Annotated in this window: 31 protein-coding genes and 3 tRNA genes; 22 read left to right on the plus strand and 12 right to left on the minus strand. The window is 49.3% G+C overall.

Translation table 11 applies throughout. The features are described from left to right. Window positions 1-38: 38 nt before the first annotated feature. Window positions 39-112, minus strand: a tRNA-Gln gene (locus tag V6Z81_01805). A 155-nt stretch (window positions 113-267) separates the two neighbouring features. Between V6Z81_01805 and V6Z81_01810 the strand changes: the two genes are divergently transcribed. After that, window positions 268-344, plus strand: a tRNA-Pro gene (locus V6Z81_01810). Window positions 345-374: 30 nt separating this feature from the next. Here the strand turns inward: V6Z81_01810 and V6Z81_01815 are convergent. Both V6Z81_01815 and V6Z81_01820 read right to left on the minus strand, forming a co-directional pair. Continuing rightward, entirely contained in the window at window positions 375-1220 is an 846-nt protein-coding gene (locus tag V6Z81_01815) for an enoyl-CoA hydratase (protein ID MEG9861232.1), read from the minus strand. A gap of 56 nt (window positions 1221-1276) precedes the next feature. After that, window positions 1277-1597, minus strand: a complete 321-nt coding sequence (locus V6Z81_01820; GenBank protein MEG9861233.1) for a 2Fe-2S iron-sulfur cluster-binding protein — start codon at window positions 1595-1597, stop codon at window positions 1277-1279. Window positions 1598-1715: 118 nt separating this feature from the next. Here V6Z81_01820 and V6Z81_01825 point away from each other — a divergent pair, with 118 nt between their 5' ends. From V6Z81_01825 to V6Z81_01850, 6 genes are read left to right on the plus strand one after another with little or no spacing between them, the layout of a single operon-like run. Beyond that, on the plus strand, window positions 1716-2174 hold the full coding sequence (locus V6Z81_01825; protein ID MEG9861234.1) for a cytochrome c family protein: 459 nt from the start codon (window positions 1716-1718) through the stop codon (window positions 2172-2174). Between the two features lie 26 nt (window positions 2175-2200). Beyond that, window positions 2201-3181, plus strand: a complete 981-nt coding sequence (locus tag V6Z81_01830; protein ID MEG9861235.1) for an alpha/beta hydrolase — start codon at window positions 2201-2203, stop codon at window positions 3179-3181. Further along, window positions 3171-3548 (plus strand): hypothetical protein, encoded by a 378-nt coding sequence (locus tag V6Z81_01835; GenBank protein MEG9861236.1) that lies wholly within the window; start codon window positions 3171-3173, stop codon window positions 3546-3548. Before V6Z81_01830 ends, V6Z81_01835 begins: the two co-directional genes overlap by 11 nt. Beyond that, a complete protein-coding gene (locus V6Z81_01840; GenBank protein ID MEG9861237.1) occupies window positions 3538-4875 on the plus strand; it encodes a glycosyltransferase family 4 protein in 1338 nt (445 codons plus the stop codon). The genes V6Z81_01835 and V6Z81_01840 overlap by 11 nt, the downstream gene beginning before the upstream one ends. Then, on the plus strand, window positions 4841-5560 hold the full coding sequence (locus tag V6Z81_01845) for a class I SAM-dependent methyltransferase (protein ID MEG9861238.1): 720 nt from the start codon (window positions 4841-4843) through the stop codon (window positions 5558-5560). Before V6Z81_01840 ends, V6Z81_01845 begins: the two co-directional genes overlap by 35 nt. Beyond that, window positions 5557-6663 (plus strand): hypothetical protein, encoded by a 1107-nt coding sequence (locus V6Z81_01850; GenBank protein MEG9861239.1) that lies wholly within the window; start codon window positions 5557-5559, stop codon window positions 6661-6663. Before V6Z81_01845 ends, V6Z81_01850 begins: the two co-directional genes overlap by 4 nt. Here the strand turns inward: V6Z81_01850 and V6Z81_01855 are convergent. After that, entirely contained in the window at window positions 6610-7353 is a 744-nt protein-coding gene (locus V6Z81_01855) for a class I SAM-dependent methyltransferase (GenBank protein ID MEG9861240.1), read from the minus strand. The two genes, V6Z81_01850 and V6Z81_01855, sit on opposite strands and share 54 nt — an antisense overlap. Before the next feature lie 23 nt (window positions 7354-7376). On the opposite strand from V6Z81_01855, the gene V6Z81_01860 reads away from it, so the two are divergent. After that, a complete protein-coding gene (locus tag V6Z81_01860) occupies window positions 7377-7610 on the plus strand; it encodes a zinc-finger domain-containing protein (protein ID MEG9861241.1) in 234 nt (77 codons plus the stop codon). Window positions 7611-7621: 11 nt separating this feature from the next. Here V6Z81_01860 and V6Z81_01865 read toward each other — a convergent pair whose 3' ends face one another. Beyond that, window positions 7622-8326, minus strand: coding sequence for a hypothetical protein (locus V6Z81_01865; protein ID MEG9861242.1), 705 nt, complete (start codon window positions 8324-8326; stop codon window positions 7622-7624). 519 nt (window positions 8327-8845) lie between these two features. On the opposite strand from V6Z81_01865, the gene V6Z81_01870 reads away from it, so the two are divergent. Genes V6Z81_01870 through V6Z81_01880 form a run of 3 tightly spaced genes read left to right on the plus strand, consistent with a single transcriptional unit; the run spans window position 8846 to window position 10281 of the window. Further along, window positions 8846-9490 (plus strand): hypothetical protein, encoded by a 645-nt coding sequence (locus tag V6Z81_01870; GenBank protein ID MEG9861243.1) that lies wholly within the window; start codon window positions 8846-8848, stop codon window positions 9488-9490. A gap of 10 nt (window positions 9491-9500) precedes the next feature. Next, entirely contained in the window at window positions 9501-9884 is a 384-nt protein-coding gene (locus tag V6Z81_01875; protein MEG9861244.1) for a heavy metal-associated domain-containing protein, read from the plus strand. 1 nt (window position 9885) lies between these two features. Further along, complete coding sequence (locus tag V6Z81_01880) at window positions 9886-10281, plus strand: hypothetical protein (protein ID MEG9861245.1); 396 nt, start codon at window positions 9886-9888, stop codon at window positions 10279-10281. A 61-nt stretch (window positions 10282-10342) separates the two neighbouring features. Here V6Z81_01880 and V6Z81_01885 read toward each other — a convergent pair. From V6Z81_01885 to V6Z81_01895, 3 genes are all read right to left on the minus strand, one after another. After that, window positions 10343-10429, minus strand: a tRNA-Leu gene (locus V6Z81_01885). A 198-nt stretch (window positions 10430-10627) separates the two neighbouring features. Further along, window positions 10628-10876 (minus strand): hypothetical protein, encoded by a 249-nt coding sequence (locus tag V6Z81_01890; protein ID MEG9861246.1) that lies wholly within the window; start codon window positions 10874-10876, stop codon window positions 10628-10630. Window positions 10877-11257: 381 nt separating this feature from the next. Then, window positions 11258-12037 (minus strand): molybdopterin-binding protein, encoded by a 780-nt coding sequence (locus tag V6Z81_01895; GenBank protein ID MEG9861247.1) that lies wholly within the window; start codon window positions 12035-12037, stop codon window positions 11258-11260. Window positions 12038-12165: 128 nt separating this feature from the next. Here V6Z81_01895 and sfsA point away from each other — a divergent pair, with 128 nt between their 5' ends. From sfsA to purB, 4 genes are all read left to right on the plus strand, one after another. Continuing rightward, complete coding sequence (gene sfsA / locus V6Z81_01900) at window positions 12166-12891, plus strand: DNA/RNA nuclease SfsA (protein MEG9861248.1); 726 nt, start codon at window positions 12166-12168, stop codon at window positions 12889-12891. Window positions 12892-12900: 9 nt separating this feature from the next. Continuing rightward, a complete protein-coding gene (map, locus tag V6Z81_01905) occupies window positions 12901-13722 on the plus strand; it encodes a type I methionyl aminopeptidase (GenBank protein MEG9861249.1) in 822 nt (273 codons plus the stop codon). Between the two features lie 17 nt (window positions 13723-13739). Continuing rightward, entirely contained in the window at window positions 13740-14468 is a 729-nt protein-coding gene (gene radC, locus V6Z81_01910; protein MEG9861250.1) for a DNA repair protein RadC, read from the plus strand. Between the two features lie 77 nt (window positions 14469-14545). Continuing rightward, on the plus strand, window positions 14546-15853 hold the full coding sequence (gene purB / locus V6Z81_01915; protein MEG9861251.1) for an adenylosuccinate lyase: 1308 nt from the start codon (window positions 14546-14548) through the stop codon (window positions 15851-15853). Between the two features lie 8 nt (window positions 15854-15861). On the opposite strand, the gene V6Z81_01920 is transcribed toward purB, so the two are convergent. Further along, entirely contained in the window at window positions 15862-16188 is a 327-nt protein-coding gene (locus V6Z81_01920; protein ID MEG9861252.1) for a DUF1476 domain-containing protein, read from the minus strand. 182 nt (window positions 16189-16370) lie between these two features. Between V6Z81_01920 and purC the strand changes: the two genes are divergently transcribed. The 6 genes from purC to grxD are packed head-to-tail and all read left to right on the plus strand — an operon-like array spanning window position 16371 to window position 20927. After that, on the plus strand, window positions 16371-17135 hold the full coding sequence (purC, locus tag V6Z81_01925) for a phosphoribosylaminoimidazolesuccinocarboxamide synthase (protein ID MEG9861253.1): 765 nt from the start codon (window positions 16371-16373) through the stop codon (window positions 17133-17135). 12 nt (window positions 17136-17147) lie between these two features. Continuing rightward, window positions 17148-17399 carry a phosphoribosylformylglycinamidine synthase subunit PurS gene (gene purS, locus V6Z81_01930; GenBank protein ID MEG9861254.1) on the plus strand — a complete coding sequence of 84 codons (252 nt, stop codon included), beginning with the start codon at window positions 17148-17150 and terminating at the stop codon, window positions 17397-17399. Beyond that, a complete protein-coding gene (gene purQ, locus V6Z81_01935; protein ID MEG9861255.1) occupies window positions 17396-18085 on the plus strand; it encodes a phosphoribosylformylglycinamidine synthase subunit PurQ in 690 nt (229 codons plus the stop codon). Before purS ends, purQ begins: the two co-directional genes overlap by 4 nt. Then, the gene (purL, locus tag V6Z81_01940) at window positions 18082-20283 is read left to right on the plus strand and encodes a phosphoribosylformylglycinamidine synthase subunit PurL (GenBank protein MEG9861256.1); all 2202 of its coding nucleotides are present in this window, start codon (window positions 18082-18084) and stop codon (window positions 20281-20283) included. Before purQ ends, purL begins: the two co-directional genes overlap by 4 nt. Before the next feature lie 17 nt (window positions 20284-20300). Beyond that, a complete protein-coding gene (locus tag V6Z81_01945; GenBank protein MEG9861257.1) occupies window positions 20301-20552 on the plus strand; it encodes a BolA family transcriptional regulator in 252 nt (83 codons plus the stop codon). An 18-nt stretch (window positions 20553-20570) separates the two neighbouring features. Then, the gene (gene grxD, locus V6Z81_01950; protein ID MEG9861258.1) at window positions 20571-20927 is read left to right on the plus strand and encodes a Grx4 family monothiol glutaredoxin; all 357 of its coding nucleotides are present in this window, start codon (window positions 20571-20573) and stop codon (window positions 20925-20927) included. A gap of 3 nt (window positions 20928-20930) precedes the next feature. Here the strand turns inward: grxD and rpsD are convergent, their stop codons facing one another. Then, window positions 20931-21551, minus strand: coding sequence for a 30S ribosomal protein S4 (gene rpsD, locus V6Z81_01955; GenBank protein MEG9861259.1), 621 nt, complete (start codon window positions 21549-21551; stop codon window positions 20931-20933). 153 nt (window positions 21552-21704) lie between these two features. Next, complete coding sequence (locus V6Z81_01960) at window positions 21705-22481, minus strand: RNA methyltransferase (GenBank protein MEG9861260.1); 777 nt, start codon at window positions 22479-22481, stop codon at window positions 21705-21707. A 214-nt stretch (window positions 22482-22695) separates the two neighbouring features. Between V6Z81_01960 and V6Z81_01965 the strand changes: the two genes are divergently transcribed. Then, the gene (locus tag V6Z81_01965) at window positions 22696-23913 is read left to right on the plus strand and encodes an NADP-dependent isocitrate dehydrogenase (protein ID MEG9861261.1); all 1218 of its coding nucleotides are present in this window, start codon (window positions 22696-22698) and stop codon (window positions 23911-23913) included. A gap of 97 nt (window positions 23914-24010) precedes the next feature. Here V6Z81_01965 and alaS read toward each other — a convergent pair whose 3' ends face one another. Then, window positions 24011-26689: an alanine--tRNA ligase gene (gene alaS, locus V6Z81_01970; protein MEG9861262.1), complete on the minus strand. Its 2679-nt coding sequence runs from the start codon at window positions 26687-26689 to the stop codon at window positions 24011-24013. Window positions 26690-26756: the final 67 nt, after the last annotated feature.

A 26756-nucleotide genomic window follows, 5' to 3' on the forward strand; every position in this document is an offset into this window, starting at 1 on the left:
CTAAATATTACCGGCTGCGTAACGTGCGAGCGGCCTATTGGCTGGGGCGGCAGGATTCGAACCTGCGATCACGGGATCAAAACCCGATGCCTTACCGCTTGGCTACGCCCCAACAATTCTGCTCAAGATAGACTGTTCCGGCTCTACTGCGCAACTGGCACAATCGTAAAAGATGGCCTTGTTTGATCGTATTCCTATCAGGTCTTGGCGCATTGCCAGTGTGTGGGTTATAAGTTCTCTTTCATTGTGCTGAGCTGTTCAGTATGTCGGAGTGTGGCGCAGTCTGGTAGCGCACCTCGTTCGGGACGAGGGGGTCGCAGGTTCAAATCCTGCCACTCCGACCATTTTATGAATCGTAATTCATCACGACGTTATTAACGTCCGGTAAAACTGGCGGCGCGTTTTTCTACAAAGTGGGCAATACCCTCGCGAAAATCCTCGCTGGTGAAACTCTTACCCATTTCTTCATCGCCAATAGCAATGGCCTCATTAAGAGACTGAAACAACGCCGCATACACTTGCGATTTAATGACTGCAATGGAACGAGGCGAAGCCATATCGGCCAGCATTCGGGCATACCCCATAACCTCATCCATAAAACTTTCTTGCGCGAAGACCTTATTCACGAGACCCATGTCATATGCCTCTTCGGCCCCCACTTTGCGGGCGGAAAATAAAAGATCAAGAGATTGTGCCAGTCCTACAAGATGCGGCAAAAGCCAGCTTGTGCCATGTTCGGCTATCAGCCCACGCCGTGAAAACGCCGTTGTGATAAACGCATTAGAGGCAGCAAAGCGCATATCGCAATAAAGCGCCATCACCAAACCAACCCCGGCTGCCGGACCATTGAGAGCTGCAATAATGGGCTTGGGGCATTGTTGGATATAACCAAAACGACCTTTATAATGTTCCGTTACATCCGGCCCCTCAAAAGACAGGCGATCCCGCCGGCTCACGCCATACGAGGGTGGATGACTACCGCCTTGACTGTCTTCAATCTCTTTCAACTGCTCCATATCGGCCCCGGCGCAAAATCCCCGCCCCGAACCGGTCACCACGATAACCCTTACATCATCATCCTGAGTGGCGTGAATAACGGCCCGCTTAATACTGCTGTCCATGGCGCTTGTCCATGCATTAAGCCGGTCTGGACGGTTTAGGGTGATGGTGGCGACCCTATTTTTGATCTCAAACAGAATATCTTCATATGATGTACTCATAATCTCATCCTCATTTAATTTTGACCCTACTTTGATAAGAAAAAAACGATCTTTTATCAGAATTGCTGTTTGGGCAGATGTACAATTAAACCATCCAGAGCATCGGAGACGGTAATCTGACAACTCAAGCGTGAGACGTCTTTTACTTCAAAGGCGAAGTCCAGCATATCCTCTTCCATATCCCCCGGACCGCCTACAGTGTCCTTCCATGCTCCATCCACATACACATGACAAGTAGCACACGCACAAGAACCGCCGCAATCAGCATCAATGCCGGGGATATCATTCTTAAGTGCTCCCTCCATAACCGTCATATCATTATCTACCTCTACGGTGTGGCTTGTTCCATCATGTTCAACGTAAGTGATTTTTGCCATCGCTGTTTATTCTCTCCTCATACCTTATCAATCTTAATATCCAAACAACTCCCTCTGCGACAATATATCACACCTTTTCACCTTGTGCCCCTTGCCTGCATGTTTTATAAAAACTCCCATGAAAACAAACTCTCTTTATTTTATCCTATTTTCTACAGGTGTTTTTGTAACCCTCATGCTAGCCGGACTGGACGTACTACCTGTTACTACAGAAGCCAAAGCACAAGAAGTTTCAAAAGATGAAACAGCAACAAAGGGAGATCCCGAAAAAGGCGCACGGGTTTTCAAAAAATGTAAAGCCTGTCACACTTTAAAGAAAGACGGTGGTCATACTATCGGACCCAATTTGCATGGATTTCTTATGCGCCCGCCTGCTTCACTAGAGGGGTTTAAATATTCACAAGCCTTGAAGCAACACGCTACCGATGGTTTAAAGTGGAACGATGAAACATTGGATGCCTACTTAAAGAAGCCTTACACTTATATCAAAGGCACCACCATGTCATTTGCCGGTCTGCGTAAAAATGCTGATCGTGCTAATGTTATCGCTTATCTTGAACAAGAAACCGGAAACTAAAGATCAACGACTGAGGGAGAACAATCATGGCATTTCCAGAATCCCGTTTTGTTGAAAGCAACGGCTTGCGTATGGCGGTGTATGAACAGGGGAATGGCCTTCCTGTTATTTTTTGCCATGGATTTCCCGAACTGGCGTATTCGTGGCGGCATCAACTGCCTGCTCTTAGCAATGCAGGCTATCGCGCTATTGCGCCGGACCAACGTGGTTATGGCGCCACCGGCGGCCCTCGGGAGGAGGCCGCTGTTCCTGACTATGACATTGTCCATCTAACAGACGATATGGTGGGGTTGATGGATGCCCTAGCGTTAGACAAGGCAATTTTCTGTGGCCATGACTGGGGTGGTTTTATTGTCTGGCAAATGCCTTTGCTTCATCCGGACCGGGTAGCAGGGGTCATTGGCGTTAACACACCCTTTACCCCTCGGGCACCGGCTGACCCTATAGCGATTATGCGTGAGCGCATGGGGGATGACATGTACATCGTCTATTTTCAGAAATATGGCGATGCGGAAGCGCTGTTAGAGGAGGACATTCCCAAAAGCATGCGGTTTTGGTATCGCAAGAACACCATCACGCGGAAGATCTATGACACTCTGCCGGAAGAAAACAAACGATTAGCTTTGCTTGAGGCGTTCAAACAACCGGAATCCGAATGGGGCGGCGAGCCTCTGCTCACCGATGAGGAAATGGCATATTATGTGACAGCCTTTGAAAAGACCGGTTATACGGGCGGGATAAACTGGTATCGCAATTTCACCCGCAACTGGGAGATGAGTGCAGGCCTTAAAGAAAAAATCAACGTCCCCTGCCTGATGATTTCAGCCGCCGATGATATTGTGTTGCAACCGGAAATGACGGAAGGCATGGAGAATTACATCTCTGACCTAGAAAAACATATCATTCCCGATTGTGGTCACTGGACCCAGCAAGAAAAACCTGATGATCTCAACGCGCTTATTATTGACTGGTTAAATCGCCGCTTTGGAGGTCACCATGGAACTTAGCGATCATATCAGTCAGGGGCCTCAATGGATTCAGTTCTGGGTTACGTGGCTTGCCTTCATCAATACGGCAGCTGTTCTGTTTGCGTTTCACCGCAAAGAAGCTCACTGGATACTCACAGCATGGCTTGCGGTGCTTGTGTTTATGCCCGTGCTATTTGACGAAGTGGGTTATGTGCGATTACTTGGCATAGTACATATTATTTTCTGGACACCTCTTCTGGTTTATCTGTGGCGTCAGCGCTCTCAGATACTATGGAAAACCCTCTCAGGGTTTTATATCCGTGTTCTGTTTATCAGCAATCTGGTTTCTCTGACGTTTGATTATGTTGATTTAATTCGATACATTGCCGGGGATTATGCGGCATAGTCCAAACGTACTCCCCCCCGCCTCTCCCGAAACGGAAGCCTCGCCCTACTCTTCTCTCCACGATGAAGACGATGGGCCGTTGCGCATTTTGCTCTCTAGCTATCGCAGCCACCCCAGAACAGGTGGTCAGGGTGTTTATATACGCTATCTCACCAAGGCGTTGGTGAATTTAGGCCATAAAGTTGATGTCATATCCGGACCACCCTATCCAGCATTGGATGAACGAGTAGGGCTAATTAAACTACCCTCCCTAGATCTATATGCCCAGTCAAGCCCTCTATTTGCTCTGCGCTTGCCCATGTTGAAAGACCGTATCGCTCTTTATGAATGGTGGCACCACAACGTGGGCCGTTTTCCAGAGCCTTATACGTTTGGGGAACGTATGGCAGACTACATGCGCAAGCGCATTCACTTATATGACGTCCTACACGACAATCAAACTCTCAGCTATGGCATGCTCAAGGTCAATCGAATGGGGTTACCGATTGTAGGAACCATGCACCATCCAATTACGGTGGACCGCCGCATTGACCTTCACCATCAGCGTAATCCTTTTATGAAATTTCTAAAGTGGCGGTGGTATTCTTTTTTGACAATGCAGACTCAAGTCATCCGGCAGTTAGATTATATCGTTACCGGCTCCCAGAGTGCATGCCATGATGCAGCACGGGATTTTGGCATTTCCCCAGACCGCATTCGCATAACTCCCCATGGTATTGATCATGAAACTTTTCGCCCCCTGCCGGAGACCTCCCGTCATCCCCGCAAATTGATTGCCGTCGCTAGCGCCGATGTTCCACTTAAAGGTCTGATTTATCTGGTACGCGCTTATAGGAGCCTGCTTACACGCTATCCGGATTTGGAACTAGTCGTGGTGGGACATCTTCGGGAAGGACAAACGGCGCGAGAACTACGCGCTCTTGGCATAGAACACCGTGTTCGTTTTGTCTCCGATCTTGATGACGAAGAGATGACACGTCTTTATGCTGAGGCTACCCTTGCAGTTTCTCCATCGGTTTATGAGGGTTTTGGATTTCCTGCAGGCGAAGCTATGGCGTGCGGTGTGCCTCTTGTGGCAACGGATGGTGGCTCTTTACCAGAGGTTGTTGGAGATGCAGCCCTTATAGCACCTCATTCTAATCCGCAAGCTCTGGCTGAGGCTATTGCTACCCTGCTTGATGACCCCGAAAAACGTGCACAGTTCGCCAAAGCCGGACGACAACGCGTTCTGGATCATTTCAACTGGGAGCATGCCGCCAAATTAACCGTTGCCGTTTACCGGGAAGCTATCTATGCAAACCATCAATCTGCGCACTCTGCGTCTTGAAGACAGGCACCGTCTGTTGGATATCGGCTGCGGTGCAGGACGACATCTCCATGCCGCTTGCCATCACGCCACCTGTCACGCCATTGGCCTTGATTATGGTGAAAACAATCTCCATACCACGCGTGCAGGCTTTAGCGATACTACCAACAATTACAGTCTGCTGGCAGGCAATGCGTTGACCTTGCCCTTTCCAGATGCTTGCTTTGATCGCATCATCTGTTCTGAAGTCCTTGAGCATATCCCCAACTATCGCCTTGCCCTCTATGAGATAGGGCGGGTACTCAAACCGGGCGGAGCACTGGCTATCAGCGTGCCGCGCTATTGGCCTGAATGGCTGTGCTGGGCACTCAGTAGAGACTACAGCAATGAGCCTGGTGGTCATGTGCGCATATTCAAAACTAAAGTGCTGCGCCAAGCGGTAGAAGAACAAGGTCTTGTTTATTTTCACCGGCACTGGGCACACGGTCTCCATTCCCCTTATTGGTGGATACGATGCGCCCTTGGTCTTGATAACACGCAAACATGGTTGATACGAACGTACCACCGCTTCCTAGTGTGGGATATGATGAAACGACCCTGGCTTACCTGTGTTCTATCCTGGCTTGCTGACCCGTTGATGGGCAAAAGTCTGGTACTTTATTTTGTGCGTGGCAAGAAATACCCTATGCCTACTGCCAGATCATGACGCCTCCCAGTCCTGCCCTCCCTCTTCATATGACGTATGGAGACAAACTGCCTGATGGCTTTTTTAAAGGCGCTACAGCACGTATTATGGAGTTGCAACAACAAGATGGCTCTATTCGCTGGTTTGATGGAGGGGTGGTAGATCCATGGAACCACACGGAGGCAGCAATGGGCCTTGCGGTGGTAGGAGAGAGGGAAGCGGCGCGGCGCGCTTTTAGATGGTTAGCCGAAACTCAGCTCGTTGATGGGTCGTGGTGGGGAGAACTTGGTAGTGCCGTGCCTATAGATAATGATACTCAAAATTATACCGGCGGAGAAGAGCACGCGGACGCTCCTATAAGGGACACCAACTTTTCGGCTTATATTGCAAGCGGTGTCTGGCATTATTATCGGCTTACGCATGATGATGTTTTTTTGAAAACTCTATGGCCTCATGTAGAAGGCGCTATGACGTTCGTTTTGTCTCACCAAACGGCCTACGGTGACATTCGCTGGGCTGCAGCAGACCCACAGACACCGCAGGATGATGCGCTGGTGGCGGGGTGTTCATCTATCTACAAAAGTCTTGCATGTGCATGCTGGATTGCCCATACCTTAAAACAGCCTTATGAGCATTGGTGGAAGGCAAGAGAACAGCTCGGCGAGTGTTTGCGTCAACGGCCTGAGCGCTTTGACCGGACCTGGGCCTCCAAGGCCAAATTTTCCATGGACTGGTATTATCCGGTTCTCTCCGGTGTGCTGAGAGATCAAGAAGCGCATCAGCGTCTTGAGGGACGGTGGAATACGTTTGTTGTACCGGATTATGGTTGTCGGTGTGTAATAAAAGAGCCGTGGGTTACGGTAGCAGAAGCCGCAGAGTTAGCCATAGCCCTTCTGGTGGTCGGACAGCGCAAGGAAGCGGAATCCATGTTGGCCTGGCAACATCAGTGGCGCGATGAAACAGGAGCCTATTGGATGGGCTATCAATATGAAGATAAAGTATTTTGGCCTGTAGAAAAGCCGGCCTGGACGGCAGCAGCCGTTATTCTTGCCACAGATGCCATTGTGGGTTTATCCCCAGCGGGGGATTTTTTCATAGGCGATGGCCCCCCCATTGCGTCGTAACACCCACAGAGATTTAACCACCTGCAGAGTTGTAAAAGCACCGGACATAAGGGCTATCTGACAGACTTCATAGGGAGGGCGTCCGCCATCGGCGGGGTTAGGAAACACATCATGAATAGCTAATATTCCATCCGTCATGAGGTGAGGTGTCCAAAGCCTGTAATCATCCCATGCGGTAGCCATTGAGTGCCCCCCATCAATGAACACCATAGCCAAAGGCGTTGCCCATTGACGAGCCGCCAGTGCAGAGGAGGCAACGAGAGGAATAACACTGTCTTCCAATTCGGCACGGCGCAAAGTATCGCGGAATGTGGGCAGAGTATCCATGCGCCCTGTTTGGGCGTTATACAAGTCGGGATCATGATACGCCTCGCCGGGTTGGTTTTCCTCCGACCCGCAATGATGATCTAAGGCAAACAAGACTGTCCCTTTCATCTGACAGGCAGTGCCATAATAGATAGTAGACTTGCCACAATAGCTGCCGATTTCCAGACACGGACCCCACACCGCCGCCTCAAGGGCTGCCTCCTGGAGGGCTTGACCCTCTTCCGGATCCAAAAACCCTTTGATACTGTCTATATCAACCCGATACGCCATAAAATCGCTTATGCCACCCCCCAGAGCCAGACACAAGAGGCGTAGTTTCTCAATCGCGCCTTTATTTTTGCGCACCAACCCGCTATCATGCATATTCCGTTTCACAAAGGGATGCCATGGTACACTCTCCAATACCCCGTCTCAAGAATGATGCCGGACACCAAGAAATCCGTACCGGTGCGCGGACGTTTCAGTGCATCGGAGCAAGTCCACCTCATGATCATCCCCATGTGTTTTTGACCATGGGGGACAACGGACGCATTATCTGTCCTTATTGCTCAACTCTTTACCGTCAAGATTTATCCCTTGCTCCGGATGCCGCCTACCCTTCAGACGCTATTCATATCTAACAAGATCCTGGCTAGTTACCTCCGGAAATAACCGGCGGCAAAGCCGGAATATCAAGTGCCCGATGTATCATCTCAGAAGCGCCGCCCACCAGATTATCAAGACGGTTTGGGTCAGCGGTTCTTGTAGCCTCCCCCACCGCCTGCGCTATAGACCGCATAAGGGTCTGCCCCAGTTGTTTGCGGGTTAAAGGCTTAATAAAATCACCTACATTGTTTAGCTCAAGAGGTGGCATATCCACAACAATGTCACTATTTGTTTCCTCAGATGAGATAATCGACAAAGAAGCATCCTTCATGAGAAACTTGTCAATGACGTATAATGATGAACCCTGCGCATCCCACTGATCTATGTTCTGAATGACGGCTTGAAAATTACTACCCTCTTCCGTTATCTCCAATAAAAGACGCGGAGCTTCTATTTTAATCTGCTTTAGATGTTTAACAGACCGGCCATCAGCCGTCTTTTTTCTTTCCTCATCAATATTTAAAACAACAGTAAGGCTGTCCGCAATGATAAGACCACCACCCGCAAAACCTGCCGGATCTCCCATATAAAAATCACTGAGAACAAGCCGCCCTTCTCGAGCGCTTATATCTGCAGAGCTGATAGTAGCCACAAGCCCTGCCATAGCCAAGGCTTCTCTTTCTATAGCATTGCTAATATAGGCATCCGGCACAGCAATGCCCAAAACAAATAACATCAAGCGTTCCATCATAGATTTCTCATAACAACCACTTTAAGATGCCGTAAGCGAATTAGAACAAAATACAGATTGAACACAACGGTTTCAATGTTATAATCCGAATATGGCTGTTATGAGGACCATATCGTTGCTGAGTATTTGCTTCGCCCTGCTTGTTAGCAATGTGACGAACGCAGCTACTGCTTGCCATATGGCAGATATAAACCAGACAACGACTGAAATACAGATCAACCACAGCGATATGGATATGCCCTGCCATGAAATGGCAAATAATGAAGAGCAAAATTCTTCTAACTGCGATCAATGCGGTTGCCAACATTGCGTGACTATTAACGCATTACCACCATACCAATCGGTTCAAGATATTGTTGCGTCCAGAGCGAAGCCCTACGCCACACAAAGCATTTACTCATGCCATCCTGAAGGCATACTCCAACCACCTAAACATATTTCCTAACTGTTCACGCCACAGGCGTGTGTTATCGGTAGTGCCTAGCACTGCCTAACAATCACTAACATTAGGAGATATTGATGAGATTTTTTCTAAATATTGTCTGCATCGCCATGCTATGGGGTTCATCCGTAGCGATCGCACGCCCGGTATCTTATCCGGGTGGATGGACAGTGATGCAAAACAATAACACAGGCGCACATGGCCTCTATGTTCATTACTCGCCTACCGCCAAATATTCCATTGGTTACAAGGCGGAATATTGGCGCGATGAAAAGTGGCACTCTCATAGCGCACAATTGAACTATCTAGCCAAACGCTGGAATGCACCAACATCCCAAGCCAACCTATACCTAAAAACAGGTGCAGGTGTTGCCTATAGTAATTTTGGTTCATTTGATGGTGAAACAGAGCCTACCGGATTTGTGGGCATCACCTTTGATTGGGAAGATCGGCGTTATTTCAGCAGCTATGAAACCCGTGCCTACTATGCCAGAGATATAGACAAATTCTTCGTGCAGAAAGCACGGGTGGGCATTACTCCCTATATCGGAGATTACGGCGACATTCATACATGGCTGATGCTACAGGTTGATCATACCCCCGGCAAAGACAATAAAATCACCGTCACGCCGCTCGTACGGATGTTCAAAGGTGAATATCTTGTCGAGGCTGGAATTAGCGATGATGGCGACGTTCTATTTATCTGGACAGTCAGATTATAAGGAGAAAATCATGAAAACTTTAATCATAAAATTTGCATTTATAACCATATTTGCAATCGCGCCGGTATGGGCTGGTCATACTGAACATAGCCACGATCATGCCGAACATGGTCACAATAACGTATCGGCAGAGAAACCTGTTACCGGAACAGAAGGTGCTTCTTGTAAGGATATTACCAACATCAAAGTTAACGGCCTTGTTTGCGATTTTTGTGCCCGTGCTATAGAAAAAGTTTTTTCTAAGCGCGACGAGGTAGCTAGTATCAATGTTGATCTGGATAATGGCTTTGTACACGTAGTGATGCGGTCAGGCAAAACCATTGATGATGATACGCTCACTCAACTTATCACTGATTCTGGTTACAATGTCACCTCAATCGAGAATCAGTGCTAGTATGACAAATGAAACAGAAAACTACGGCATAAAGCATACGCTCATACCTACGCTTAGTCTTTTCACCTCTGTTGGCACGTTAGTATGTTGCGCTCTTCCAGCATTATTTGTAACACTGGGGGCCGGTGTAGCCCTTGCCGGTTTGGTAAGCTCAGCTCCGTGGCTGATAGCCTTATCACAGTATAAAGGATGGACGTTTGGTATCTCCGGCGCAATGATTCTGCTAGCAGGGCTTATGCATTGGAGCGCACGCAATATTCCATGCCCGATTGATCCTAAGCAAGCCGAGGCTTGTACACGGTTGCGCAAGATCAATGGTTGGATATATTGGAGTTCAGTCGCCGTATGGAGCGTCGGTTTCTTCTTTGCCTTTATTGCCATCCATATATTTTATTAGGCGTAATTTATAACACTCCTCAAACCCTTTTTTGGCTAAGCCTTGGGAGAATTTTTGATGATGGTGCGGGCGAGGGGACTTGAACCCCTAAACCCTAATGGGTTACGGATTTTAAGTCCGCTGCGTTTACCAATTTCGCCACGCCCGCAACAATGTCTTATTCCATAAAGAAGTAGCACTTACGTCACAATACCTGGACCGTAACGCTCGTCACAACATTTCTCCCTTTTATCGCAAGCACTACCCTACTGCGCAAGAAAAACACTCAACAAAAAATGAGGCAACCAAAAAAAGCGGGGCTCCGAAGAGCCCCGCTTTCAAAAAAACAAATGCTATGAGCGTAATATTAGCCCTCAAGACCCTGCCACACAGGCCAGCAGTTATTGCCAGCACGAGCCGCTAGTTTCTCCTGAGCGTCCTTGGCATCAGAGCCCTGAGATACCTGGACATAATCATCGGCACCCGTGCACCACACATAAAATTGATGGTTACCACTCTCGGACATAGCATCAACATTGGAGTTCAAGCCATAGGCCACACCCGCCATCATCATGATGCCACTAACCAGCCCTGCAAAAATCGATAGTTTTTTCATTACATAGTCTCCCTGTACACAATCTCCTCCACCGGAGACAACACACACCCTGACATCCAATATTGACTCATAGCAACATTGACTAGGGGCAACATTAATCACGAGCCCTACTTTAGCGCCCTATTTCCGCTCTGCCAACGCTTTTTCTAGGATGGAAGCACTCTATACCTCCGGATAGGGGTCTGTGTTGCATTTTTGCACCATCCCCCTCATAATGGTAATTATATACTTTAGTAGCCAAGAACTGTCATTTTAGCGCAGTTTTCCGCCATTAAAACGAAGTGATCGTTTCAAAATTTTCTACAGGCGAAAACCGGCGAAATACTGCGGATATTTGTAAATTCCATCCACTAAAGTATACAATTACCCTCACAAACGGCCTCATTCCCCGACTTCTGAAGCCCCCTCTGCAACTATTTCAACACCCAAATCATCCAAAACAACTAAAAGAGCCTCACCAGCTTGTTTAAGAGAATCAGCATCAGGCCCCCGCAACACCAGCCGAACTCCAAAACTACCCCCATGATAAAACGGATAACTCCCCATACTGACCCCCGGATGCTGCGCCTGCACCGCCCCTAAGGCTTGCGCCAGTTCACCTTCCGCCGCTGACACAACAATGGTGCGGCTTAACATCACAGCACCGCCTTTAAGGCGAGGCGCTAACGCATCCATCATTACCTGCATGACCATAGGCACGCCGGCCAACACAAAAACATTCTCCAACTGAAACCCGGGAGCAGTGCTTATAGCATTATCAATCAACTGCCCCCCATCAGGAATACGGGCCATCCGCAACCGGGCTTCATTGATACGATGATCTATTTTCTTATAATGAGACTCAAGACGACGCACCGCCTCTTCATGGTGACTAATACCAACTCCAAAAGCCCGCGCTACGGCGTCAGCCGTTATATCGTCATGGGTCGGGCCAATCCCGCCGGTGGTGAAAACATAATCAAGCCGCGCGCGCATATCATTAAGAGTGGTGGCGATAACATCTATCTCATCGCCAATTACATGAGCCTCTGTTACCCGAACACCAAGACGATTCAAATAAGTAGACATCCACGACAAATTAGCATCCTGCGTACGTCCCGATAATAATTCATCGCCAATCAGCAGAATACCTGCCCTTACGTCTGCCGTCTCTGTCATCATGCGCCACCCCGTTCTTTCTCTTCGTAACCCTACTCCTTCCTATAACTCTACGTAATTTCCCCTCTTGCCGCCAAGCCTCATTATTCTTATGGTCTTATCCCAGATTTCCAAGATGTTTCTTTGACCTTATGCGCTTTGACCCTCCCCTTCAGTCTGCCCGACTAATACGCCGCTACAAGCGGTTTTTGGCCGATATCAAGTTTGACGATGGTACTACCTCTACAGCCCATTGCCCCAATCCCGGCTCTATGATGGGGCTAGCCGAACCCGGCGTTGAAGTATGGGTGTCAAAAAGTACAAACCCCAAACGCAAACTAGGTTGGAGTTGGGAGTTGGTAGCGACGAGTGTGCTCTCTGACGACACACCGTCTGTTCTGGTGGGCATTCATACCAGTCGCGCCAATGATCTGGCAAAGGAGGCTATTGAGGCAGGCCACATAACAGAGCTCAACCGCTATGACACCCTCCACCGGGAGCAACGCTATGGCGAGAACAGCCGCATTGATTTGTTATTGGAAAACAGCAAAACAGACGACAATGCCTGGGTTGAGGTCAAGAGCGTTACTCTATCGCGTCAAGCAGGTGTTGCGGAGTTCCCCGATGCGGTAACCAGCCGTGGAAAAAAACATTTAAGCGAGTTGGGTCGTCTGGCACGAGAGGGAAAGCGCGCCGTCATGCTTTATGTTATTCAGAGGAATGATTGCACCAAAATGTGCCTTGCGAATGATATTGACCCCACTTATGCCAAAGCAGCGCAAGAGGCTACGCAAGCAGGCGTTGAAATGCTTTGTTATGATTGCTACATAACGCCTGATGACATCACTCTCCATAATGCGATACCCTTGATCATATGAGGAACGAGTATGACGTATACGGCTGTTGACGAAGATACTTCTGCATACAACACCGGACAGGTAAAACTGTATGGCCCGGAGTGTTTTGCGGGTATGCACGCTGTAGGGCAGTTAGCAGCCGCAGCACTGGATGTGCTGAAGGATGAAGTTAAGCCAGGTGTCACGACGGATTATCTTGACCGCCTTGTATACGATTACGCTCTGGCACATGAGTGTATCCCTGCGCCTCTTAATTACAGGGGTTATACAAAATCTATTTGCACGTCCATCAATCATGTGGTTTGCCATGGGATTCCCAGTGATCGCATTTTGCGGGAGGGAGATATTATCAACATAGACGTAACCCTCATCAAGGATGGTTGGCACGGTGACACTAGTCGCATGTATTACGTGGGCGATGTGCCCCGTCGCGCCCGGCGCCTTGTGGAGATAACCTACAAGGCCATGATGCGCGGCATCGCTGAAGTAAAGCCCGGGGCAACCTTAGGCGACATTGGGGCTGCCATTCAGGATTATGCTGAAGGAGAACGTTGTTCTGTTGTGCGCGATTTTTGCGGTCACGGATTAGGGCTTGTTTTTCATGATGCGCCCAACATTTTGCATTATGGCGTCCGGGGTCAAGGTCTTACCCTTCAGGAGGGTATGTTTTTTACCATCGAGCCTATGATTAACCTTGGCAAACCGGGAGTTAAACTGTTAAAGGATGGCTGGACAGCCGTTACCCGTGACCGCTCTTTGTCTGCGCAGTTTGAACATTCTCTCGGTGTCACCCAAGATGGTGCTGATATCTTTACACTATCTCCGGCAAACCAGCATTGCCCTCCCTATTAATTGGTTTTCTTACCAAGATGCCCCCTGACCCACAAAAAGAACCCCCCACTAAAAAAGCAACGCCCCATCACCATGGCCATCGGGACCGGTTGCGCAAGCGCTTTCGGGAAACCAATGGTGAGGGCATGCCTGATTACGAGATTATGGAGTTAATACTCTTCAATGTTGTTCAGCGCCGTGATGTTAAAGAGTTGGCTAAAACCCTGACGATAGACAAGTTCAAAGGATTTACAGGTGCACTGGCGGCTACGGAATCCCAAATTAAAGATATCCCTGGGCTGGGGGCTAAGAGTGCACAGCGTTTGATAACAGAGTTTGCTCTCATCCGCATGGCGGCCACACGCCTCGCCAGAGAAAAAGTCATCAACCGAACTGTTTTATCGTCCTGGGATGCGCTGATTGAATATTGCAGCATCACCATGGCCCATAACGACATAGAACAATTCCGCATATTGTTCCTAGACACCAAAAACACTCTCATCGCTGACGAGGTTCATCAACAAGGCACTGTTAATCACACCCCTGCTTATCCTCGTGAAATCGTCAAGCGCGCCTTAAATCTCGGGGCATCAGGTATGATTTTGGTTCACAATCACCCCAGCGGCGATCCTACTCCCTCTCGTGCTGATATTGAAATGACCAGAAAAATTGCCGAATCAGCTCTACCCTTGGGTATCTCTCTTCACGATCATCTCATTATCGGTAAGGGCAAACATACCAGTTTCAAAGAGCGGGGATTGATTTAGACTCTCTATGATATATAAAATCATCTCACACTAAGCCTACCCCCACAGACCGCTAAAAGCCTGAAAGACGTACTGTTATGATTCCCCGTTATACGCGAGACCAGATGGCTTCCATCTGGGAGCCTAAAAACACTTTCAAAATATGGCTGGATATTGAAACCCACGCTCTGGAAGCTATGGTGGAGTTAGGACAAGCCCCTGCCTCAGCCGCAAAGGCACTGCGAGAGCGGGGCGGTTTTGATATTGACCGCATCCAAGAGATTGAACGTGAAGTAAAACATGATGTTATTGCTTTCTTAACCTCTTTGGCAGAGCATGTTGGAAAGGAGGCCCGCTTTGTACATCAGGGCATGACATCTTCTGATGTGTTGGATACATGCCTTAACATACAACTCACTCAGGCTGCCGATATTTTGCTAGCCGATATGGATGCCCTACTTGCCATCCTCAAGCGCCGCGCACTAGAGACCAAAGATTATATTTGCATAGGGCGCAGTCATGGTATTCATGCAGAACCCACCACCTTTGGCCTTAAGATGCTTCAGGCCTATGCAGAGTTTGAGCGGCAACGACAACGACTTGAAACGGCACATCGTGAGGTTGCCACCTGTGCTTTGTCAGGGGCGGTTGGCACATATGCCAACATTGACCCCCGAGTAGAAGTCCGTGTCGCTGAAGCTCTTAATCTAAAACCGGAGCCTATTTCTACTCAGATTATCCCCCGCGATCGCCATGCAGCCTATTTTGCCACCCTTGGCGTCATTGCCAGTTCCATAGAGCGCCTCTCAATAGAGATCCGCCACCTACAACGAACAGAAGTCCTAGAAGCCGAAGAATTTTTTACCACCGGTCAAAAAGGATCTTCTGCCATGCCCCATAAGCGTAATCCAGTGCTCTCTGAAAATCTCACAGGGTTAGCGCGACTTATTCGGGGTATGGTGACACCCGCACTGGAAAATGTCGCCTTGTGGCATGAGCGCGATATTTCTCATTCCAGCGTGGAACGGGTGATTGGGCCGGATGCCACCACCGCTCTTGATTTTGCTCTGACACGACTGGCCTCTGTTATGGATCAGTTGGTGGTATATCCGGAAAAAATGCGCGCCAATCTGGATAATCTGGGCGGTCTTGTTCACTCTCAACGGGTGTTACTGGCTTTAACCCAGCACGATATCAATCGTGAGACAGCCTACAGCATGGTGCAAGCTCACGCCATGGCAGTCTGGCGGGGCGAAGGAGATTTCAAGACACTACTTCTGGAAGACAAAGACATCCGTGCGGTGCTATCAGACAAAGACATAGAGGCCCTGTTTGACCTCTCCTATCACACGCAACACGTTGACAGAGTGTTTGCCCGAATTCTGGGCGATACAACAACAGGATAAAATGCTAATCAGCCTTTTTGGGTAGCGATCTGCTGGCTGGCAGTTTCCATCATATCGTCCATAGTGCGGCGTATTTGATGGTCTGACTGATCTACGCCGTTGGCATCAAAATCGCTCCGTATTTTACCAAACACCTCTTCATCTCCAGCATGGGTGCAATCCAGTTTGACGAGTTCCTGAATATAAGCCTCCCCTTCCGTACCAGATAGTCCCAGTTTTTCCGTTACCCATTCTCCCAGCAAATGAGCCCGCCGTGCCGTGATTTTGAAGGCTAATTCCTGATCGTGGGCAAATTTCTTCTCAAATGTATTTTGACGGTCATCAAAAGAAGTCATAAATGATGTTCCTTAAATTGGATGGGCGAAACACACATGCTCCATCATATAGACGAGCTACCGCCCAAAGCAAGAGGTCAGGCAAGTTCTAACGAAATAATTGCCTCCCACACACCCATGGGTTAGGTTGGACGTGGTTCCCGGAGGTTAAAAGGAGGGCGCCCCAGAAAGGATATTCTCCTATGAAACACCGCAAACAGATTTATGAAGGCAAGGCCAAAGTGCTGTATGAAGGTCCGGAGCCGGGCACCCTGATTCAGTATTTCAAAGATGATGTAACCGCCTTCAACAAAGCCAAACACGAAATGATGGAGGGCAAGGGCGTACTGAATAATCGCATTTCAGAATTTTTGTTTGTACGGTTAAACCAGATTGGTATTCCAACGCACTTTATCAAAGCCCTGAACATGCGCGAACAATTGGTGCGGTCGGTAGAGATTATTCCGATTGAACTGGTAGTACGCAATGTAGCAGCGGGATCTATCGCCAAACGTCTGGGTCTTGATGAGGGTGCTGCACTGCCTCGCGCGATTGTTGAATATTATTACAAAGACGATGCTCTTGATGACCCCATGGTTGCTGAAGAGCACATTTCGGCTTTTGGCTGGGCCACTCCCCAAGAGTTGGATGATATGGTAGCGCTCGCCTTGCGGATTAACGATTTTCTGAGCGGTCTTTTTATGGCGGCAAACATAAAGTTAGTAGATTTTAAACTAGAGTTCGGACGTCTGTATGAAGACGACATACCACAAATTGTGCTGGCAGATGAAATCACACCTGACACTTGCCGGTTGTGGGACGTAGAAACACAAAAAATTATGGACAAGGACCTTTTTCGCCGTGACATGGGTGGTCTTATGGATGCCTATAGCGAGGTTGCACGGCGGTTAGGTATTCTAGCAGAGACGGGACGCCCGGCCTCCCGAACTCCCACATTGGTCAGATAATCTGCAAAAGATATGAAAGCACGCATTATCATAACGCTGAAACCGGGGGTTCTGGACCCTCAAGGTAAAGCGATTGAACAGACTCTTGAAGATTTAGGGTTCAACGGCGTAACCCAAGTGCGTCAGGGCAAATGTATTGATGTTGACCTTGGCGAGACAGATACAACCCAAGCGCATGCTACTCTTAATGCTATGTGCTCTACATTGCTGGCTAATCCCGTCATTGAAGAATATGCAATAGAACTGGGTGACGCTGCATCATGAAGGCAGCCGTGATTGTTTTTCCCGGCTCTAATTGTGACCGCGATGTGGCCGTTTGTCTTGCTGAAACCACTGGTCAGGCGCCTGCTATGGTGTGGCATAGAGAGGCAACCCTGCCTGAGTGTGATGTAATTGTTTTGCCGGGTGGTTTTTCTTACGGTGATTATCTACGCGCCGGTGCTATAGCAGCTCACAGCCCCATCATGAAAGACGTTACTCACCACGCCCGCAAGGGTATGCCGGTTTTGGGCATTTGCAATGGCTTTCAGGTTTTAACCGAAACGGGCCTTTTGCCCGGGCTGCTGATGCGCAATGCTCATCTTAAGTTTGTTTGCCGTAGTGTGTTCTTACGGGTAGAAGCTACCCGCGACCCGTTCACACAGGGTTACAACCCGGGAGATATTGTCGCCATGCCTGTAGCCCACCATGATGGCAACTATTATGCCGATGAGGTGACCCTTGACCGGTTGGAAGGAGAACAACGTATCCTTTTTCGTTATTGTGATGAGGTCGGTGCACCAACACCGGCAGGGAATCCCAATGGATCAGCACGTAATATTGCAGGCATTACTAATGAAACTGGTACGATTGTAGGCCTCATGCCCCATCCGGAACGGGGGTACGACCCGGTCTTGGGTGACGTTGGCGGGCATCCCCTGTTTGCCAGTTTGATGGAGACCCTATCATGACCGCGATACCGGTAACCACAGAGGCCCTCACCGCCCACGGCTTAACCGAAAATGAGTACCGGCGCATTGTCGCTCTGCTAAACCGTCATCCCAATCCGACCGAATTAGGTATTTTCAGTGCCATGTGGAGTGAGCATTGTTCTTATAAATCCTCAAGAAAATGGCTTAAAACCCTGCCCACAACAGGAGAGGTTGTGATTTGTGGCCCGGGAGAAAATGCCGGAGTAGTGGATATTGGCGATAATCAAGCCATTGTCTTTAAAATGGAAAGCCATAACCACCCTTCATACATTGAGCCTTATCAGGGTGCAGCAACCGGTGTAGGCGGTATTATGCGCGATGTTTTCACCATGGGTGCGCGTCCGATTGCCAACCTCAATGCTTTACACTTTGGTAGCACGATCCATGAAAAAACCCGTCATTTTGTATCCGGCGTGGTTGCCGGTATTGGCGGTTACGGAAATTGCATTGGTGTGCCTACTGTCGGTGGCAAAACTGCCTTTGATGCCAGCTATAACGATAACATTCTGGTCAATGCCATGTGTGTTGGTTTAGTAGAACATGACCGGATTTTCTATGCCTCCGCCAGCGGCATTGATAATCCGGTAGTTTATGTAGGCTCCAAAACCGGCCGTGACGGTATTCACGGTGCAACTATGTCATCTGCAGGATTTGACGATGCTGCCCATGAAAAAAGACCCGCCATACAGGTGGGAGATCCTTTTATGGAAAAACTACTGATGGAAGCCTGTCTGGAGCTCATGGGGCAAGACGCTATTATTGCCATTCAGGATATGGGCGCGGCAGGACTTACTTCATCGGCAGTGGAGATGGCCGACAAGGGTGGCGTCGGCATTGATATGAATTTAGACGCCGTACCACGCAGGGAGGCGGCCATGAATGCTTACGAGATTATGCTCTCTGAAAGTCAGGAGCGCATGCTTATGGTGCTCAAACCGAAGCGCGAAGAGATAGCACGACAGATTTTTGAAAAATGGGGGTTGGATTTCTCCGTCATTGGACATCTAACTGATAGTCATCATCTTGTGCTACGGCAGGAAGGAACAGTGGTTGCTGACATTCCCTTGCAAGCCCTTGCCGGTGAAGCACCTATGTATGAGCGCCCTTGCGCACCCTTACCGAATCCGACACCGATAGCATCGGCAACAACAGAGGCATGTGATGATCCGATGGCCACACTGAAGACCATGTTGGGAGAGGCAGCCCTGTGCAGCCGCCAATGGATTTGGGAACAATACGACCACAGCGTGATGGGAGATACAGTACAAGGTCCGGGAGGTGATGCTGCGGTAGTGCGTGTGCATGGCTCGAATAAAGGATTAGCGCTTACGGTCAATGTAACGCCGCGTTATGTGAAAGCCGACCCAATAATGGGTGGACGGCAAGCCGTAGCAGAAGCCTGGCGTGTTCTCACAGCCGTCGGCGCACAACCTCTAGCCATTACCGACTGCCTCAACTTTGGTAATCCGGAAGACCCGAACGTCATGGCACAATTTGCCGGAGCCGTTCAAGGCATCGGACAAGCATGTGAGGTTCTGTCATTTCCCGTGGTGTCAGGCAATGTTTCTTTTTACAATGAAACCAGTGGTGTTTCCGTGTTGCCCACACCGACGGTTGGCGGTGTTGGGTTGATTAACACACTTGTCTCTATGACGAGTCTGGCTTTTAAGGATGCCGGAGAGGCCATTATTCTCGTCGGAGAAAGTCGCGGGCATTTAGGTTGTTCACTTTACCATGCCCTCATTCACAACTGCAAAGATGGCGCACCACCTCCAGTTTATCTGGAGAGTGAACGCCGCAACGGCAATTTTGTACGCACCGAGATTAACAACAATATTGCAACGGCAGTTCATGCCTTAACCGCCGGCGGGATACTGGTAGGCATCGCCAGAATGGCTATGGCGGGTGCTATGGGCGCACGCCTGACACTCCCCGCAACAGATCTGCCTACCGCCGCCTTTTTATTTGGTGAAGACCAGAGCCGCTATCTCCTCACCTGCCCTATGGCACAGGCTGAGGAAGTCCTAAAAAACGCCGTTTCCCAATGCGTTCCGGCGGTTCTTTTAGGAAGGACCGGTGGGGATGAATTGACAATAGCGGATTATCCCCCCATATCATGGAGGGAACTGGCTCAAACTCACAGAGGCTGGTTGCCAGCCTATATGGGACGCTCTTAATCAAGGAGATTTATTTCATGCCCATGAGTGCAAGCGAAATTGAACAGCGTATTCGGGCTGCCCTGCCTGATGCTCACGTTGAGATTACCGACCTCAGAGGTGATGGAGATCATTATGCAGCCCGTGTTGTATCAACCGCCTTTGAGGGTAAAACCCGTGTGCAACAACATCAACTCATCTACAAAGCCCTTCAGGGCGCTATGGGCGATGCTCTTCATGCTCTTGCCTTACAAACGGCCATCCCTGATGATGATCCAAAAGAAAAATAACAATATAGGAAATCCACCATGACTCAAACACCGGAGACCCAAACATCGCCCGCTCATCAACGCATCCAGCAAGAAGTGGATCGCGAGGACGTAGTGTTATTCATGAAAGGCACACCAGACTTTCCCCAATGCGGATTCTCCAGCCAGATATCCCAACTGCTGACGTTTTTGGGCGTTCCCTTCAACAGCGTCAATGTGCTGGAAGATGAAGATATACGGCAAGGCATCAAAGCCTATAGCGACTGGCCTACTATTCCACAACTTTACATAAAGGGTGAGTTTATCGGTGGGTGCGATATTGTCCGCGATTTGTATGAAACCGGTGAATTACAGACCTTACTGGTAGAAAAAAATATTGCCACCCACAACGCCTAAAAGCTAATTTCGGGAGTAAAACTCCACCACCAGATTAGGCTCCATGCGCACCGGATAAGGAATTTCCGCGAGAGAGGGGATACGCGCAAGGCTTGCGGTTAATTTGTTATCATCCACTTCCAGATAATCAGGCACTTCACGCTCAGGGCTTTCCCGTGCTTCCAGAATTAGAGCCATCTGGCGCGATCTCTCCCGCACCGCAATCACATCGCCCACCTTTAAACGATAACTCGGAATGGTCACCCGCTTGCCATTGACACTTATATGGTTATGACTCACTAACTGCCGCGCCGCAAACACCGTGGGCACAAACTTAGCCCGGTAAACAACGGCATCCAGACGCTGCTCCAGCAGCCCCACCAGATTTTCGCTGGTGTCGCCGCGCATCCGAACAGCTCTGGTATAAGTCCCCCGAAACTGCTTCTCGGTGATGTTGCCGTAATAACCTTTTAGCTTCTGCTTGGCACTTAACTGAATGCCGAAGTCGCTCGGTCTGGAGCGGCGCCGTTGACCGTGTTCGCCCGGACCATATTCACGCCGATTTACAGGACTTTTAGGGCGACCCCAAATGTTTTCACCCATGCGACGATCAATTTTATGTTTCGCCTGAATCCGCTTTGACATACGGCGGAACTCCCATTGTGTACAAAAACGACATATAAAAAAAATACCGGCACAATATCGCCGGAAACAAGCAAACTATACCCATAAGGCCTCTTATGTCAAACTAGCCTGCTAAAACCTCCATTTTGTCACCAAAATTTGTCTCCAAAAACCCTATTGGTGGGTAAGTGCCGAAATAATACCCCTTAAGGTTCGGATTTCCTGCTCGGTTGGCCGTCCACGCTGGAAAAAATTGCGAATATTACGCACCATAGAGGGGCGTTTTTCCGGCGGGCGCAAAAATCCTGCCTCATCCAACGCACTTTCCAGATGTATATAAAATCCTATCAGTTCATCCCGGTTGGCCGGGCGGGTTTCCGGAGGAATAACCCATATCGCAGGTATCGTAGAGTCATACGCCTTGCGCCATTCATAAGCCACAAGCACAACACTCTGGGCCAAATTAAGAGACGAAAAAGAAGGATTAACCGGAACACGCATAATGCCATCAGCGCAGACCACTTCGTCATTGGTAAGACCCGTACGCTCAGGACCAAACACAACACCGCACTGCATTCCATGGGTGGTCTCACTTCGTAACCGACGTACAGATTCCTCCGGTGTGAACACCGGCTTGGCCATATCCCGCCGCCGGGCTGTCGCTGCCAGCACAAACTGGAGGTCAGCAACCGCCTCTTCCAAAGACGCAAACACTTGGGCGTTATCAATAACACTGCCCGCACCGGAGGCCGCCTGATAGGCTTTATCCTTATGCCACCCCTCACGGGGATTAACCAACCGCAATTCCTCCAACCCAAAGTTCAGCATGGCACGGGCCGCTGTGCCGATATTCTCACCCAACTGGGGACGCGTTAGTATAATGACCGGCGCTACGTTTTCCGGCCCCTCAGGTATCTCAGGAGCCGTATCACCAGAATATGCCCCGTTCATCGCCACTACCCTCTATCCTTTTTGTTTGTTACTTTTAGCACCTTATTCCTTTTTATTTTACTTTTCCGCCTTTAACCATAGAGGCTCAAATGTTATATCAAAGCCATAGTTACATTTATGGTTCTTCAGCCAGTCATCACCAGCCATTCGTCTTACCGTTTCCCAAACAAGCGGGAAAGCCAAGCATAAAGTAAAGCCAAACAGGAGGTATAGAGTGTCCAAGATCAAAGTGGATAATCCGGTTGTTGAATTGGATGGCGACGAGATGACACGCATCATCTGGAAAATGATCAAGGATAAACTCATCACACCGTGGCTAGTGCTAGACGTGGATTATTATGATCTGGGCATGGAAAGCCGCGATAAGACCGATGACCAAATCACCATCGATGCCGCCAACGCCATCAAAAAACATGGCGTGGGCATTAAATGTGCCACCATAACCCCGGACGAAGCGCGAATGGAGGAGTTTGACCTTAAACAAATGTGGCGCTCTCCTAACGGCACTATCCGCAACATTTTGGGAGGTACAGTGTTTCGCGAGCCAATTATTTGCCGGAACATTCCCCGTCTGGTACCAGGTTGGACGAGTTCTATTGTCATTGGCCGCCATGCCTTTGGTGATCAATACCGGGCGACCGATTTTCTCGTGCCGGGTAAAGGCAAACTAACTATCAAATGGGAATCGGAAGACGGCTCTGATGTCCGTGAACATGAAGTTTTTGATTTTCCGGGATCCGGTATATCACTGGCGATGTACAATCTGGATGATTCCATACGCGATTTTGCCCGCGCCTGCATGAACTTTGGCCTTGAGCGTAAATGGCCCGTTTATCTCTCAACCAAGAACACTATTCTCAAAGCCTATGACGGGCGTTTTAAAGATTTATTTCAGGAAATCTACGATGCCGAGTTTAAAAAAGATTTTGAGAAAGCCTGTATTCATTATGAGCACCGACTCATTGACGACATGGTAGCAGCCTCTCTTAAATGGAGTGGGGGTTACATCTGGGCTTGCAAGAATTATGATGGTGATGTGCAGTCAGATACGGTAGCACAAGGTTTTGGATCACTTGGTCTTATGACCAGCGCACTTTTGACGCCGGACGGTAAGATCATGGAAGCCGAAGCCGCCCACGGCACTGTCACCCGCCATTACCGAGCACATCAGCGCGGTGATGAGACGTCTACCAATTCCATTGCTTCTATTTTTGCATGGAGCAGAGGCTTGAGCCATCGCGCCCGTCTGGATGGTAATGAAGCCCTGTCCCGATTTGCTACAACACTTGAGAAAGTTTGCATGACCACAGTAGAAAGCGGCTTTATGACTAAAGATCTGGCCCTTTTGGTAGGCGACAAGCAAACTTGGCTGTCTACCACGGGTTTTCTGGACAAAATTGCCGAAAACCTTGAAGCGGCTTTATCATCTTAAGCATAAAGGTAATATCCGGATATTTGCGCCGTAGGGTCCTCGCCATCCGGTTTTTCCTTTTTCAGATAGCTAACACCTCCCAGCACTGCCTGTACATTTATTTTGCGTCTTCCCGTGACCGAATAATGCCTATAATAGATTCCAGTGCTTCTTCCGACCGTGTTCCATCAGGACCGCCCGCTTGTGCCATATCCGGTCGACCTCCTCCACCCTTACCCCCCAGAGCTTCTGCACCGGCTTTTACCAAATCCACGGCGCTCAAACTCCCTATCTTATCTTCTGTTACCCCCACCACCAGAGCCGCCTTACCCTTGTGAACACTCACTAACGCTACAACTCCAGAGCCTAGTTTTTGCCGCATATCATCCATCATGCCGCGCAACTCTTTGGGGTTAATACCCTGAAACTGACGGGCAATCACCGAAACACCTTCAACATCACGTACAGCCAGCGCTTCACCCTCGCCCCCCCCGGTAACCAGAGTACGGCGAGCCTCTGCTAACTCTCGCTCCAACTGACGACGCTCCTCCAGCAAGGAACGCACCCGGTCAAACGTCCCTTCGGGCGTGATTTTAAGAAGCTGTGCTACCTCCTGCTGCGCATCCTTGTAGCGGGTAAGATGAAGACGGGCGGCCTCTCCTGTAAGAGCCTCAATGCGGCGGACTCCCGCTGAAACAGAACTCTCCCCCACAATGCAAAACAAACCAATATCACCCAAACGCTTAACATGAGTGCCACCGCATAATTCCATAGAATAGATTTGTGACTCTTCTCCCGTCTGCTCCTCTCCCATGCTCAATACCCGAACATCATTGTCATATTTTTCACCAAGAAGCGATACGGCACCGGCTTCAACCGCTTTTTCCAACGGCATAACGCGTGTTCCTACCATACCGTTTTGACGAATCTGTTTATTAATCTGTTCTTCTATTTCCTTTATTTCCATAGCCGTTACCGGCTTGCCATGACTGAAATCAAACCGTAACCGATCCGGTCCCACAAAAGATCCCTTCTGTGCAACATGAACACCCAAAACCCTACGCAATGCTGCATTCAACAAATGGGTGGCGGAATGATTAGCCCGTGTCGGACGCCGCCAGTCATTACTAACTTCCATGGCGAGTTCATCACCAACCCGCAATGTCCCCTGCCTCACAATACCCCCATGGGCAATAACAGTCCCCACCATCTTTTGGGTATCGCAAACCTCAAAAATCAGCGACCCCTCGCCCGCAGGCCCACTTATCACGCCCCTATCACCAATCTGACCACCAGATTCAGCATAAAAAGGTGTGCGTTCCATAACTACCAGCACCTCCGCACCGCTATCAACCTGAGTGATGCTCTCACCCTCTTGCACAATGGCCTGAACGACGCCTGTTGCACGTTCTGTCCCATAGCCGAGAAACTCTGTTGCGCCATGCTCCTGCGCCAACTCAAGCCAAACGGGTGCACCTGCACTATCACCCGACCCAACCCAATGCGAACGACCTGCCTCACGTTGACACTCCATGGCCTTATCAAAGCCCACTATATCTACCGCAATATCACGCTCCCGCAATACATCCTGCGTCAAATCAAGAGGAAACCCATACGTATCATAAAGAGTAAACGCAACCTCTCCCGGTAAAGCCGCACCGGATGCCAAATCATCCACCGCAGCATCCAAAAGCCGAAGTCCACGGGCCAATGTCTCCCTAAACCGCGTTTCCTCCTGTTCCAACGTATCACGTATGACAGGCTCAGCACGCACCAACTCCGGATAGGTCTCCCCCATCTGTGATACAAGTGACGGTGTTAACCGCCACATGAAAATATCCTCAGGCATCAAAATATGAGCATGGCGCATGGCACGGCGCATAATGCGACGCAAAACATAACCCCTGCCTTCATTGCCGGGCGATACACCATCTGCAATCAGAAATCCGACAGCCCTTAAATGGTCCGCGATAACGCGATGACTGACCGTATGCTTTCCCTTAGAGGTAATACCGGATAAATCAGACGAAGCGCCAATCAACGCCTGCATTAAATCTATATCGTAATTATCGTGGACACCCTGCAAGACCGCTGCTATCCGCTCAAGCCCCATGCCCGTATCAATGGAAGGTCGAGGCAAGGTAATACGCTCCGTTTCGCTCTTTTGCTCATACTGCATGAAGACCAGATTCCATATTTCAACAAAACGGTCACCCTCTCCATCGGGGCTGCCTGGTGGCCCCCCGGGGATATCCGCCCCGTGATCATAAAAAATCTCCGAGCACGGCCCACACGGACCCGTCTTGCCCATAGACCAAAAATTATCTTGCGTGGCAATGCGCAACAATCTGTCATCAGGTAGACCCGCCCGCTTTTTCCATAAGTTAAACGCCTCATCATCGTCAGAGTAGACCGTCACCAACAGCTTCTCTTCCGGCAGGCCAAACTCTCCGGTTATCAGTGTCCACGCCAAATCAATGGCATTTTCTTTGAAATAATCCCCGAAGGAAAAATTACCCAACATTTCAAAAAACGTGTGATGTCGCGCCGTATACCCCACATTATCTAAATCATTGTGCTTACCTCCGGCGCGTACGCATTTTTGAGAAGATACAGCTCGTGGAGAGGGAGGTTCTGTGCCACCGGTAAAAATTGTCTTGAATGGCACCATACCCGCATTGACAAATAAAAGACTGGGGTCGTCACGAGGTACCAAAGGAGATGAGGGGATTATCTCATGCCCGCGTCCGGCAAAATAATTCAAAAAAGCCGTGCGAATGTCCTTAACGCTTGTCATGGTTCTTGACCCGAAAATTAAGTTTATGCTTTACGCATAAGGATACCAGACAGACCCCATCAGGAAG

The sequence above is a fragment of the Parvularculales bacterium genome (genome assembly GCA_036881865.1).
Classification (GTDB): domain Bacteria; phylum Pseudomonadota; class Alphaproteobacteria; order JAPOUT01; family JBAJNM01; genus JBAJNM01.

Excerpts from the sequence above, each read along its gene's own strand:
- V6Z81_01815 (MEG9861232.1), bottom strand. The coding sequence starts at position 1,220 with ATGAGTACATCATATGAAGATATTCTGTTTGAGATCAAAAATAGGGTC.
- V6Z81_01820 (MEG9861233.1), bottom strand. The coding sequence starts at position 1,597 with ATGGCAAAAATCACTTACGTTGAACATGATGGAACAAGCCACACCGTA.
- V6Z81_01825 (MEG9861234.1), top strand. The coding sequence starts at position 1,716 with ATGAAAACAAACTCTCTTTATTTTATCCTATTTTCTACAGGTGTTTTT.
- V6Z81_01830 (MEG9861235.1), top strand. The coding sequence starts at position 2,201 with ATGGCATTTCCAGAATCCCGTTTTGTTGAAAGCAACGGCTTGCGTATG.
- V6Z81_01835 (MEG9861236.1), top strand. The coding sequence starts at position 3,171 with ATGGAACTTAGCGATCATATCAGTCAGGGGCCTCAATGGATTCAGTTC.
- V6Z81_01840 (MEG9861237.1), top strand. The coding sequence starts at position 3,538 with ATGCGGCATAGTCCAAACGTACTCCCCCCCGCCTCTCCCGAAACGGAA.
- V6Z81_01845 (MEG9861238.1), top strand. The coding sequence starts at position 4,841 with ATGCAAACCATCAATCTGCGCACTCTGCGTCTTGAAGACAGGCACCGT.
- V6Z81_01850 (MEG9861239.1), top strand. The coding sequence starts at position 5,557 with ATGACGCCTCCCAGTCCTGCCCTCCCTCTTCATATGACGTATGGAGAC.
- V6Z81_01855 (MEG9861240.1), bottom strand. The coding sequence starts at position 7,353 with ATGCATGATAGCGGGTTGGTGCGCAAAAATAAAGGCGCGATTGAGAAA.
- V6Z81_01860 (MEG9861241.1), top strand. The coding sequence starts at position 7,377 with ATGGTACACTCTCCAATACCCCGTCTCAAGAATGATGCCGGACACCAA.
- V6Z81_01865 (MEG9861242.1), bottom strand. The coding sequence starts at position 8,326 with ATGATGGAACGCTTGATGTTATTTGTTTTGGGCATTGCTGTGCCGGAT.
- V6Z81_01870 (MEG9861243.1), top strand. The coding sequence starts at position 8,846 with ATGAGATTTTTTCTAAATATTGTCTGCATCGCCATGCTATGGGGTTCA.
- V6Z81_01875 (MEG9861244.1), top strand. The coding sequence starts at position 9,501 with ATGAAAACTTTAATCATAAAATTTGCATTTATAACCATATTTGCAATC.
- V6Z81_01880 (MEG9861245.1), top strand. The coding sequence starts at position 9,886 with ATGACAAATGAAACAGAAAACTACGGCATAAAGCATACGCTCATACCT.
- V6Z81_01890 (MEG9861246.1), bottom strand. The coding sequence starts at position 10,876 with ATGAAAAAACTATCGATTTTTGCAGGGCTGGTTAGTGGCATCATGATG.
- V6Z81_01895 (MEG9861247.1), bottom strand. The coding sequence starts at position 12,037 with ATGATGACAGAGACGGCAGACGTAAGGGCAGGTATTCTGCTGATTGGC.
- sfsA (MEG9861248.1), top strand. The coding sequence starts at position 12,166 with ATGCGCTTTGACCCTCCCCTTCAGTCTGCCCGACTAATACGCCGCTAC.
- map (MEG9861249.1), top strand. The coding sequence starts at position 12,901 with ATGACGTATACGGCTGTTGACGAAGATACTTCTGCATACAACACCGGA.
- radC (MEG9861250.1), top strand. The coding sequence starts at position 13,740 with ATGCCCCCTGACCCACAAAAAGAACCCCCCACTAAAAAAGCAACGCCC.
- purB (MEG9861251.1), top strand. The coding sequence starts at position 14,546 with ATGATTCCCCGTTATACGCGAGACCAGATGGCTTCCATCTGGGAGCCT.
- V6Z81_01920 (MEG9861252.1), bottom strand. The coding sequence starts at position 16,188 with ATGACTTCTTTTGATGACCGTCAAAATACATTTGAGAAGAAATTTGCC.
- purC (MEG9861253.1), top strand. The coding sequence starts at position 16,371 with ATGAAACACCGCAAACAGATTTATGAAGGCAAGGCCAAAGTGCTGTAT.
- purS (MEG9861254.1), top strand. The coding sequence starts at position 17,148 with ATGAAAGCACGCATTATCATAACGCTGAAACCGGGGGTTCTGGACCCT.
- purQ (MEG9861255.1), top strand. The coding sequence starts at position 17,396 with ATGAAGGCAGCCGTGATTGTTTTTCCCGGCTCTAATTGTGACCGCGAT.
- purL (MEG9861256.1), top strand. The coding sequence starts at position 18,082 with ATGACCGCGATACCGGTAACCACAGAGGCCCTCACCGCCCACGGCTTA.
- V6Z81_01945 (MEG9861257.1), top strand. The coding sequence starts at position 20,301 with ATGCCCATGAGTGCAAGCGAAATTGAACAGCGTATTCGGGCTGCCCTG.
- grxD (MEG9861258.1), top strand. The coding sequence starts at position 20,571 with ATGACTCAAACACCGGAGACCCAAACATCGCCCGCTCATCAACGCATC.
- rpsD (MEG9861259.1), bottom strand. The coding sequence starts at position 21,551 with ATGTCAAAGCGGATTCAGGCGAAACATAAAATTGATCGTCGCATGGGT.
- V6Z81_01960 (MEG9861260.1), bottom strand. The coding sequence starts at position 22,481 with ATGAACGGGGCATATTCTGGTGATACGGCTCCTGAGATACCTGAGGGG.
- alaS (MEG9861262.1), bottom strand. The coding sequence starts at position 26,689 with ATGACAAGCGTTAAGGACATTCGCACGGCTTTTTTGAATTATTTTGCC.